This is a genomic window from Micrococcus sp. KRD128, assembly GCF_017168395.1.
Classification (GTDB): Bacteria; Actinomycetota; Actinomycetes; order Actinomycetales; family Micrococcaceae; genus Micrococcus; species Micrococcus luteus.
The window spans coordinates 11,281-22,068 of the sequence record NZ_JABFAX010000014.1 but is presented as its reverse complement, the minus strand read 5'-3'; the positions used below and the strand labels follow the sequence as shown (position 1 = coordinate 22,068).

The 10,788-nt window shown below is 72.1% G+C and carries 9 protein-coding genes; 6 read left to right on the top strand and 3 right to left on the bottom strand.

Features of this window, described 5'->3' with window-relative positions; genetic code table 11:
* The first annotated feature begins 201 nt into the window (after nt 1-201).
* Entirely contained in the window at nt 202-441 is a 240-nt protein-coding gene (locus J1M44_RS06210) for a hypothetical protein (protein ID WP_049161781.1), read from the top strand.
* A 195-nt stretch (nt 442-636) separates the two neighbouring features.
* Here the strand turns inward: J1M44_RS06210 and J1M44_RS06205 are convergent, their stop codons facing one another.
* Nucleotides 637-1,188, bottom strand: a complete 552-nt coding sequence (locus J1M44_RS06205; RefSeq protein WP_098471101.1) for a hypothetical protein — start codon at nt 1,186-1,188, stop codon at nt 637-639.
* A gap of 136 nt (nt 1,189-1,324) precedes the next feature.
* On the opposite strand from J1M44_RS06205, the gene J1M44_RS06200 reads away from it, so the two are divergent.
* Nucleotides 1,325-2,614: an adenylosuccinate synthase gene (locus J1M44_RS06200; RefSeq protein WP_098471820.1), complete on the top strand. Its 1,290-nt coding sequence runs from the start codon at nt 1,325-1,327 to the stop codon at nt 2,612-2,614.
* A gap of 126 nt (nt 2,615-2,740) precedes the next feature.
* On the opposite strand, the gene J1M44_RS06195 is transcribed toward J1M44_RS06200, so the two are convergent.
* Nucleotides 2,741-4,960 carry a catalase gene (locus tag J1M44_RS06195; protein ID WP_044658657.1) on the bottom strand — a complete coding sequence of 740 codons (2,220 nt, stop codon included), beginning with the start codon at nt 4,958-4,960 and terminating at the stop codon, nt 2,741-2,743.
* A 170-nt stretch (nt 4,961-5,130) separates the two neighbouring features.
* On the opposite strand from J1M44_RS06195, the gene J1M44_RS06190 reads away from it, so the two are divergent.
* The gene (locus J1M44_RS06190; RefSeq protein WP_144824585.1) at nt 5,131-5,916 is read left to right on the top strand and encodes a carbon-nitrogen hydrolase family protein; all 786 of its coding nucleotides are present in this window, start codon (nt 5,131-5,133) and stop codon (nt 5,914-5,916) included.
* Nucleotides 5,917-6,051: 135 nt separating this feature from the next.
* Nucleotides 6,052-6,591: a hypothetical protein gene (locus J1M44_RS06185; protein WP_002857637.1), complete on the top strand. Its 540-nt coding sequence runs from the start codon at nt 6,052-6,054 to the stop codon at nt 6,589-6,591.
* Between the two features lie 114 nt (nt 6,592-6,705).
* Here the strand turns inward: J1M44_RS06185 and J1M44_RS06180 are convergent, their stop codons facing one another.
* On the bottom strand, nt 6,706-7,419 hold the full coding sequence (locus J1M44_RS06180) for an IclR family transcriptional regulator (RefSeq protein ID WP_144824586.1): 714 nt from the start codon (nt 7,417-7,419) through the stop codon (nt 6,706-6,708).
* 150 nt (nt 7,420-7,569) lie between these two features.
* Here J1M44_RS06180 and hutU point away from each other — a divergent pair, with 150 nt between their 5' ends.
* Together hutU and J1M44_RS06170 are read left to right on the top strand one after the other, a co-directional pair.
* Complete coding sequence (gene hutU, locus J1M44_RS06175) at nt 7,570-9,267, top strand: urocanate hydratase (protein ID WP_144824587.1); 1,698 nt, start codon at nt 7,570-7,572, stop codon at nt 9,265-9,267.
* A 117-nt stretch (nt 9,268-9,384) separates the two neighbouring features.
* On the top strand, nt 9,385-10,761 hold the full coding sequence (locus J1M44_RS06170; RefSeq protein WP_081091335.1) for a YjiH family protein: 1,377 nt from the start codon (nt 9,385-9,387) through the stop codon (nt 10,759-10,761).
* The last annotated feature ends 27 nt before the right edge of the window (nt 10,762-10,788 follow it).

Below are 10,788 nucleotides of genomic sequence, written 5' to 3'. Positions count from 1 at the left end.
GGGGAGGGCGGCGTCGAGGACGCCTCGACGCGGGGCGGCACGTCGCCCTCGCCGTCACCGGCGCCGCGCCGCCGGGGCGCGGGCACGGCCGAGCCGGCCAACGCCTGAGCCGGCCGGCTCCGGAGCCGGCCGCAGGATCGGCTAGCGTGGGGGCGCCCGACACCGCCCCGCCCCAGCCGCGCCCCGCGCAGGAGGACCGTCATGACCGACGAACAGGACGCCGTGGACGGAGGCGCCGGCGTCCCGTCCTGGCGCGTCATCGCCGACCGCATCAGCGCCGAGCACCGCGCCGCGGACGACGGGCCGATCGACGAGGTGGACCCCGCCGACTTCGACCTCGACGAGGACTGCTGCCTCGGTGGCTGCTGCGCGAAGGGCATCGCCTACCTGGACGCCGTCGAGCAGGCCGCCGCCCGCCGGGCCCGCCGCACCCGCGCCTGAACCCCCGGACGGACGGACAGGAGGACAGACGGCACCGCGCCGGCCGCCCCGTCGATCCGGGGCGGCCGGTGCGGTGTCCGGCGGGTGCTCGGTCAGGCCGAGCCGCGCTCGGCGTACTCGGCGAAGTAGTCGATCACGCGGCCTGGTTCACGATGAGGAACGGGAACTCGCTGACCGTCGTCGTCGGGAGCGTGCTCAGCGAGCGGCGCGGATCCGCCGCACCACGCACACCACGATCACCGCGAGACCGGTGAGCGCGCTGACGGCCGCGAGGGCGAGGCCGCCCACGAGGCCGACGTCCATCGCGGTGCTCTTGCCGAGCAGGTCCATGAGCACCGGTGTCGTGGCGCCGGAGTCCGGGTGGTCGCCGCCGTCGGGGAAGAGGATCGCGGCCAGCGCGAAGGACCCCCAGGAGACGCCCAGCAGCGTGTGCAGCAGGCGCCCCAGCCGGATGCCGCCCCGCTGCTCGTCCAGCGGGTTCACGCGGGGCAGGAGGAACAGGCTCCCCACCATGAGCATGAGGAAGAGCTCGTGGGGCAGGGCGCCGAAGACCATGTAGATGACCGTCATCCAGCCGTTCGCGCCGAAGTTGGAGCGCAGGGCGAGCGCGATCAAGGGCAGGGCGAGCAGGGCCAGCGCCCACGGCAGCACGGCCCAGGGGCGCCACGTGCCCACGCTCGGGCCCTTGCGGGCGGGGGTCGGGGAGGCGAAGTCCGAGTGCTGGGCGTGGGGCGCTGCGGTGCTCATGGAGCCAGCGTAGCCAGAGGGTGGCATCCGTCACGCTGGTAGGATTCGGGGGTACGGCCTCCGTGCGCACCGCAAGGGGGCGTTTTCCATGTACGGGCCGGTCCGGGACGACCCGCGGCCCTGAGGAGAGATGCAGATGCCAGCGATCGCGATCGTCGGAGCCCAGTGGGGCGATGAGGGCAAGGGCAAGGCCACCGACCTGCTGGGCGGGCGAGTGGACTACGTCGTCAAGCCGAACGGCGGCAACAACGCCGGCCACACCGTCGTCGTCAACGGGGAGAAGTTCGAGCTCAAGCTGCTGCCCGCCGGCATCCTCTCGCCCAACGCGGTGCCGGTGATCGGCAACGGCGTGGTGGTGAACCTGGAGGCGCTGTTCGAGGAGATCGACGGGCTCGAGTCCCGCGGCCACTCGTGCGAGCACCTGAAGATCTCCGCCAACGCCCACCTCGTGGCGCCGTACCACCAGACCATGGACAAGGTGACCGAGCGGTTCCTGGGCAAGCGCGCGATCGGCACCACCGGTCGCGGCATCGGGCCCGCCTACATGGACAAGGTGGCCCGCCTGGGCATCCGCGTGCAGGACATCTTCGACGAGTCGATCCTGCGCCAGAAGATCGAGGGCGCCCTGCGGCAGAAGAACGAGCTGCTGGTGAAGCTCTACAACCGCCGCGCCGTCACCGTGGACGAGATCGCCGAGTACTTCCTGGGCTACGCGGACCGCCTGCGCCCCATGGTCGTGGACTCCGTGAACCTGCTCAACGACGCCCTGGACGAGGGCAAGGTGGTGCTCATGGAGGGCGGCCAGGCCACCTACCTGGACGTGGACCACGGCACCTACCCGTTCGTGACCTCGTCCAACCCGACCGCCGGCGGCGCGGCCGTGGGCGCGGGCATCGGCCCCACCCGCTTCTCCCGGACCATCGGCATCGTGAAGGCCTACACCACGCGCGTCGGCGCCGGCCCGTTCCCCACGGAGCTCTTCGACGAGATGGGCGAGCAGCTGCGCACCACCGGCGGCGAGTTCGGCGTGAACACCGGCCGCCCGCGGCGCACCGGCTGGTACGACGCCGTCATGGCCCACTACGCCGCGCGGATCAACGGCTTCACGGACTACTTCCTCACCAAGCTGGACGTGCTCACCGGCATCGAGAAGATCCCGGTGTGCGTGGCCTACGAGGTGGACGGCGTGCGCCACGACCGCATGCCCATGACCCAGACCGAGTTCCACCACGCGAAGCCGGTCTACGAGCACTTCGACGGGTGGACCGAGGACATCTCGGGCGCCCGCGCGTTCACGGATCTGCCGCTGAACGCCCAGCGCTACGTGGAGGCCCTCGAGAAGCTCTCCGGCTGCCGGATCTCCGCGATCGGCGTGGGCCCGGGCCGCGACCAGGTGGTCCAGGTCCGGGACCTCATCGAGGACTGACCCGGCCCGCCGCCCCGGCCCGGCCCGCCCTGGCCTGCACTTTCGAACGTGAAAGAGGGCGAATGGGCGCTTTCGAACGTGAGATAGGCCCTATCTCACGTTCGAAAGCGCCCGGGGGTCCGCCGGTCAGTCGGCCAGGCGGCCCGTCGTCGGGAAGCGGTCCCACACGCGGTGCGCGGGCAGGAGCTGCTTCAGCGCCGCCACGGCGGCCGCGCCGTCCGCCGCGGACTCGACGCCCTTGCCGGACACCTGGGCGGCCGCGAGGACGGCCTCCGCCGGCTCGAGGGCGAGGATCGCCTTGGAGTGGCGCCACATCTCCTGCAGCACCTTGATGACGCGCGGGTCCACCGCCTCGGGGTCGGCGGCGCCGGCCTTCTGGTCCAGGCCGGGGGCGGCGTCGGCGGCGGGGGCCGCCGGCGAGGCCACGACCACGGCATCCAACTCGATGGACGCGGCGGTCAGGTAGGTCCGCTGGGCCACGATCTCCCCGGCCACGGGGCCGCCCTTCGGCGCGATGACCAGCGGGACCATGCCCGCACCGTGGATGCCCTGCACGAGGGCGTCCAGCTCCTTCTCGTCCACGGACTCGCCCACCACGACGCCGACCTGACGGCCGTCGAGCGGCCACGCGCCGCCGATCTGGGACAGCACGGGGGAGGGCTGCACGTCGGCCGGGGTCTCGGTCGGCGCGGGAACGGGGATGCCCAGGCCGTCCGCGACCTGCTGGGCCAGTCGCGTGTCGATCGCGGCGAGGTGGGCCAGCTGGCGCTCGCGGATGGTCTGCTCGTAGCACTTGCCGAGCTCGAACGTGTACGCCTGCGCCACGTGCTCGCGCTCCACCTCGGAGAGGGAGAGGAAGAACAGGCGCGCCTGCGAGAAGTGGTCGTCGAAGGACGCGGCGTGCGCGCGCTCCTTCACCGAGGCCGGCAGCGGCTCCGGGTGCTCGATGAACGCGTGGTCGTCCGCGGGGGTTTCGTACGGCAGGCCGCCGTCGAGCGAGTTGGGCCGGTACGGCGCCACGCCGCGATGCACGGCGCTCTGGTGGAAGCCGTCACGCAGCATGTCGTTGACCGGGGCGTGCGGGCGGTTGATGGGCAGCTGGTTCCAGTTCGGCCCGCCGAGGCGGGTGAGCTGCGTGTCCAGGTAGGAGAAGAGGCGGCCCTGCAGGAGTGGGTCGTTGGTGACGTCGATGCCGGGCACGAGGTTGGCCGGGTTGAAGGCCACCTGCTCCGTCTCCGCGAAGTAGTTGGACGGGTTGGCGTTCAGCGTCATGCGGCCGAGGGGCTGCACGGGGGCGAGCTCCTCCGGGACCAGCTTCGTGGGGTCGAGCAGGTCGATGCCCTCGAACATCTGCTCCTCGTTGTCCTCGAACACCTGCACGCCGAGCTCCCACTCGGGGAAGGCGCCGGCCTCGATCGCGTCGGCGAGGTCACGCCGGTGGAAGTCCGGGTCCATGCCGTTGGTGAGCAGCGCCTCCTCCCAGGTCACGGAGTGCACGCCGAGCATCGGCTTCCAGTGGAACTTGACCAGCACGGTGGAACCGTCCGCCGCGATCAGGCGGTAGGTGTGGACGCCGAAGCCCTCCATCATGCGGTAGGAGCGCGGGATGCCGCGGTCGGACATGTTCCACAGGGTGTGGTGCTGGGCCTCGGTGTGCAGGGACACGAAGTCCCAGAACGTGTCGTGCGCGGACTGCGCCTGCGGGATCTCCCGGTCCGGGTGCGGCTTCACCGAGTGCACGACGTCCGGGAACTTGATGGCGTCCTGCACGAAGAACACGGGGATGTTGTTGCCCACCAGATCCCACGTGCCCTCGTCCGTGTAGAACTTGGTGGCGAAGCCGCGGGTGTCGCGGGCCAGGTCCATGGAGCCGCGGGAGCCGGCCACGGTGGAGAAGCGGACGAACACCTCCGTCTCCTTGTCCTTGGCGAAGAGTCCGGCCCGGCTGATCTTCGCGGCGGTGCCGTAGCCGCGGAACACGCCGTGGGCGCCGGCGCCGCGGGCGTGGACCACGCGCTCGGGGATGCGCTCGTGGTCGAAGTGGCTGAGCTTCTCCCGCAGGTGGTGGTCCTGCAGCAGGGTGGGGCCGCGGCGGCCGGCCTTGAGCGAGTGGTCCGAGTCCTGCAGGCGCACGCCGTGCGCGGTGGTCAGGTACGGGCAGCCCTGCGCGGCGGTCGCGGGGTCGGCGCCGGTGTCCTGGCCGGTGGGGGAGACCTGGGCCGGACCGCGCTGGTCCGGGGCCGGGACGGCCACGGGCTGGTCCGGGTGGGTGAGGGCGGTGTGCTCCTCGAGGTCGGGGGTGATCGGCCCCGGCGTGCCGGGGATGTCGGGCTGCTGGGTGGTCATCGCGTCTGCTCCTGTGGTGTCGACGTGCCGCGCGGTGCCGCGCGGATCGGGGGCGGACGACGACGGCGGGCGCTGCGGGCCGACGTCGTGCCCGGCTTCCAGCGTGGCGGTTGGCCGCGGCGCTGACCAGGGGTGACGGCCACCGGCGGGGGCCTGGCTACCCTGGGGGCATGAGGATCAGCGTGGGACAGTTCGGGCCCGGGGGCGACGTCGAGGCGAACCTGGCCGTGATGGCCCGCCTCGCTGCCCGCGCCGCGGGCGAGGGGGCGGACCTCCTGGTGCTGCCCGAGGAGGCCATGCTCGGGGCCCGCGAGGTGGGGGAGGAGTTCCCCGACGCCGTCGCCACGGCCTGGGAGCCGTTCGCCGCGGGCCTGGCCGCGCTGGCGCGTGAGCACGGGATCGCCGTCGTCGCGGGCGGCTACGAGCCGGGCCCGGACCGGCGTCCCTACAACACGCTGCTGGCGGTGGGCGCGGACGGCACCCGACTGGGTGCGTACCGCAAGCTCCACCTCTACGACGCGTTCGCACATCGCGAGTCGGACCGGATCACCCCCGGCGACGGCGGCGTCGCGGCGATCGAGCTCGGCGGGCTCCGCCTGGGTCTGCTCACCTGCTACGACCTGCGCTTCCCCGAGCTGTCCCGGCGTCTGGCGGTGGAGGGCGCGGACGTGCTCGTGATCCCCGCGGCGTGGTTCTCCGGCGAGCACAAGGTGGACCACTGGCGCACCCTGCTCAAGGCCCGCGCGGTGGAGAACACGGTGTGGGTGGCCGCGGCGGACACGTGCTCGGACGGCACCGTGGGCCACTCGATGATCGTGGACCCGCTGGCGCTGCCCGTCGCCGAGCTCGCCGACGAGCGGGAGGCCGTGGTGACCGTGGAGGTCACCCGCGAGCGGATCGAGGAGGTCCGGGAGTTCCTCCCCTCGCTCGCCAACCGCCGCACCGACGTCCTCTGAGCCGCCCCGCCCGGCGGACGGGTCACCATTACCCCCTCGGGCTGGGAAAAGCCTAAAATCACGTCAGACGTGCAACCAGACGGGCGCCCTGGCGCCCGGAACGCGCCCCGCCCGGGGCGGGACGGGAGATCAGAGATGACCATCAACGCCGACGGCAGCCACGCCGTCCAGCCCCACACCGCGAACGCCCACACCGCCCCGACCCGCCCCGTGCGCCACGCCGTGGTGGAGGAGGAGGTGCTCGAGCCGCTGCGCCCGGTGGACGGCTGGGGCTTCACCAACCGCGTCATCCTCGTCTCGGTGCTCGTCGTGATCATCGGCGACGTCGTGCGCGTGCTCACCGGCGGCCTGGGTGATCCCAACGGCTCCGTGGCGCTGGGCGAGACCGGCCACGGCTGGGTCGTGCTGGTGCAGTCGTTCATGTTCGGCCTGGTGGGCGGCGCCCTGGCGGGCGCGGCCGGCTACCTGATCGTGCTGCTGATGGGCGGGGCCGCCCGCTCCGTCGTGCGCTACGTGGTCGGTGGCGTGGTCGGCGGCTTCCTCGGCGCCGTGGGCCTGTTCGCGGTGTTCTCCAACACCGTCCTCTACGGGTCGGGCCTGCACCTGTTCTGGATGCTGCCGGTGGCCGGCCTGCTCGGCGGCCTCTGGGCGGGCGTCGTCTCCTCCCGCCGCTGATCCCCGGACCCGGTGCCTCGGGCGCCGGTCACAGAGAAAGGCCCCGGTCCCGGCTCTCGCCGGGCCCGGGGCCTTCTCCGTCATCACTCGCACCTTCGATGAGGTGGCTTCAGCCTACGAAGTCGCCTTGGGCTTTCCAGGGGAGTCGACTGGGTGTTCCCTGGGAGTGTCGGCCGCCCCGAGCAGGTGCGCGAGCTCGCCGGTGGCGGCGACGAGGGCCGCCCCGCACCGGTCCGCCAGCTCGTCCGTGCAGCGGTAGGCCGGCACGAGCGTGCTGAGCGCCCCGACCACCGTGCCCGCCACGCTGATGGGGGCGGACAGCGAGGTGACGTCCTTCTCCACGGAACGGGTGCGCAGCGTGTAGTCCCCCGCGGCCACGCTGCCGCGCAGGGCGTCGCCCACGGCCGTGCCCGCCAGGGGGACGGTGCGTCCGACCCAGTTCGTGTGGCGGACCGAGTGCGTGCCCTCCACGATCGCCAGGTAGACGGCGGAGTCCGGAGGGGTCGTCACCGAGAGGTAGACGGATTCGCCCGTGGCGGCCACGACGTGGTCCATCGGCCCGCGGGCCAGCTGCACGAGCGAGTCCCGGGAGAAGGCCCGCGCCCCGAGCTGGATGAGGCGCACGCCGGGGCGGTAGGCGCCGTCGTCGTCGCGGGCCACGAAGCCGGATCCCTCGAGGCTGCGCAGCAGGCGCAGCGCCGTGGACGCCGGCAGCTCCGTGGCGCGGGCGGCCTCGGTCAGGCTCAGCCGGGGCTGCTCGGTGACGGCGGCGAGCAGGTCCAGGGCCCGGTCCACGGTGCGCGTCGAGGCGGTGGGGGTGGTGGTCATGAGAGGGAGCGTAACGGGTGTGGGACACGCGGATCGGGCTTGCGCGTGAGCCGAGTCACTGTTTCAATGTTCGGAAAGTGCATGCCGAGCCGTGAAATCACCGGGGCCACCCGTCCCGGCGGCGCACGCACCCCGTCGAGAGGAACTGCCATGGCCGTGGGCTTCACCCAGCACGACCCGTCCCGCACCATCCGCGCCCCGCGCGGCACCGAGCTCTCCGCCAAGTCCTGGCAGACCGAGGCCCCGCTGCGGATGCTCATGAACAACCTGGACCCCGAGGTCGCCGAGCGTCCCGAGGACCTCGTCGTCTACGGCGGCACCGGCCGCGCGGCCCGCTCCTGGGAGGCCTACGACGCCATCGTCGCCACCCTCAAGGACCTCGAGGAGGACGAGACCCTCCTGGTGCAGTCCGGCAAGCCGGTCGGCGTCGTCAAGACCAACGTGTGGGCTCCCCGCGTGCTGATCGCCAACTCCAACCTGGTGGGCGACTGGGCCGACTGGAAGACCTTCCGCGAGCTCGAGGCCGAGGGCCTGATGATGTACGGCCAGATGACCGCCGGCTCGTGGATCTACATCGCCACCCAGGGCATCCTGCAGGGCACCTACGAGACCTTCGCCGCGATCGGCCGCAAGCGCTACGACGGCTCCCTCAAGGGCACCCTGACCCTCACCGGCGGCTGCGGCGGCATGGGCGGCGCCCAGCCCCTGGCCGTCACCCTCAACGGCGGCGTCTGCCTGATCGTGGACGTCTCGGAGGACCGCCTGCGCCGCCGCATGGGCAAGCGCTACCTGGACGAGGTGGAGACGGACATCGACAAGGCCGTCGAGCGCGTCATGCAGGCCAAGCGCAACGGCGAGGCCGTCTCCGTGGGCCTCGTGGGCAACGCCGCCGAGGTGTTCCCCGAGCTGCTCGAGCGCCAGAAGGCCGGCACCGTCGAGATCGACATCGTCACCGACCAGACCTCCGCGCACGACCCGCTGTCCTACCTGCCGATCGAGATCGACGAGAAGGACTGGCACGCCGAGGCCGAGGCCGACCCGGACACCTTCACCAAGAAGGCCCAGGAGTCCATGGCCCGCCAGGTCGAGGCCATGGTCGGCTTCCAGGACATCGGCGCCGAGGTGTTCGACTACGGCAACTCCATCCGCGACGAGGCCCGCAAGGCCGGCTACTCCCGCGCGTTCGAGTTCCCGGGCTTCGTCCCGGCCTACATCCGCCCGCTGTTCTGCGAGGGCCTCGGCCCGTTCCGCTGGGCCGCGCTGTCCGGCGACCCGGAGGACATCCGTGTGACCGACGAGGCCCTGAAGGAGCTGTTCCCCGAGAACGAGCACCTGCACCGCTGGCTCGACGGCGCCGCCGAGTTCGTGGAGTTCGAGGGCCTGCCGGCCCGCATCTGCTGGCTGGGCTACGGCGAGCGCCACAAGGCCGGCCTGCTCTTCAACCAGCTCGTGGCCGAGGGCAAGGTCAAGGCGCCGATCGTGATCGGCCGCGACCACCTCGACTCCGGCTCCGTGGCCTCCCCGTACCGCGAGACCGAGTCCATGCTGGACGGCTCCGACGCGATCGCCGACTGGCCGCTGCTCAACGCGCTGACCGCCACCTCCTCCGGCGCCACCTGGGTGTCGATCCACCACGGCGGCGGCGTCGGCATCGGCCGCTCCATCCACGCCGGCCAGGTCGGCCTGGCGGACGGCACCGAGCTGGCCGCGGCCAAGCTCACCGCCCTGCTGACCAACGACCCCGCCATGGGTGTCTTCCGTCACGTCGACTCGGGCTACTCCCGGGCCGTCGAGGTCGCCGCCGAGCGCGGCGTCCGTGTGCCCATGGAGGCCACGATCCGGGACTGACCCCGGTCACGTCGTCGGACGACGACGGTGCCGCCGCGCCGTCGCCGTCCGACGACATCACCGCCGCGAGCCGGACGGGCGGACGCCCGTCCGGCTCGCGATCGAAAGGACACCACGATGGACTCGTCCCGCCCCGCAGACCACGAGCTGCACACCGACACCACCGCGATGGCCGCGATCGAGGCCGACGCGCCCCGCCCGCCGGCGCGCTGGCGCATGATCGTCTACTCGGCGATCGGCATCGTCATGTTCTTCGTGCCCGTCACGATCAACGGGGCGAGCTCCATCCCCCTGGACCACCTGGTGACCTGGGTGCGCGGGCTGCTCGGCCCGGCCGACCGCTGGGTGGGCCTGGCCATCATCGCCGCCGGCGCCGTGTACCCGTTCGCCTCGGGCCGCTGGCGGACCAGCACCACGCGGACGGTCTTCGCGTTCCTCGCCGTGCTCGGCCTGGTCGCCTCGGCGATGGTCGTGTTCGGCGTGGGCCCGAGCTGGATCCTGGACAAGAACATCGGCCCGTTCCTGATGGACAAGCTCGTGGTGCCCGTGGGCCTGATCGTCCCCATCGGCGGCGTCTTCCTGGCCCTCGTGATCGGCTACGGCCTCATGGAGTTCGTGGGCGTCTACCTGCGCCCGGCCATGCGGCCGATCTGGCGCGTGCCCGGCCGCGCCGCCGTCGACGCCGTCGCCTCCTTCGTGGGCTCCTACGCCCTGGGCCTGCTGCTGACGAACCGCATGTACACCGGCGGCCGCTACACGGCCCGCGAGGCGGCGATCATCGCCGTCGGCTTCTCCACGGTGTCCGCGACCTTCATGGTGATCGTCGCCAAGACGCTGGGCCTGATGGACATCTGGCTCTGGTACTTCTTCGGCACCCTCGTGGTGACGTTCGTGGTCACGGCCATCACCGTGCGCATCCCGCCGCTGAGCCGCATCCCGGACGAGGTGTACCCCGGCGTGGTGCACTCGCCCGAGCAGGCCGTCACCCGGGACCGCTTCCGCGTGGCCCGTCGCGCCGCCGAGCAGACCCTCGCCGAGGCCCCGTCCCTGCCGAAGAACATCTGGGTCAACTTCCGGGACGGCCTCGTGATGGTGCTCCAGATCCTGCCCTCCATCATGTCCGTGGGCCTGATCGCCCTGGTCCTGGCCACGTACACGCCCGTGTTCGAGTGGATCGGCGTGATCTTCTACCCGCTGTTCTGGGCGCTCGGCTACTCCGACCCCGGCCTGCTGGCCTCGGCCTCCGCCACCTCGATCGCCGAGATGTTCATCCCGGCCACGATGGCGGCCGGTCACGAGGACCTCGTCGCCCGGTTCGTGATCGGCGTCGTCTGCGTCTCCGCGATCATCTTCTTCTCCGCGGTGGTTCCTGCCATCCTGGCCACGGACATCCCCGTGAAGATGTGGCACCTCCTGGTGATCTGGGTCGAGCGCGTGGCGCTCACCATCGTGCTGGCCACGCCGCTGGCCCACCTGGTGGCCGCGCTCACCTGAGGCCCACCCCACCGCCCCACCCCCGTC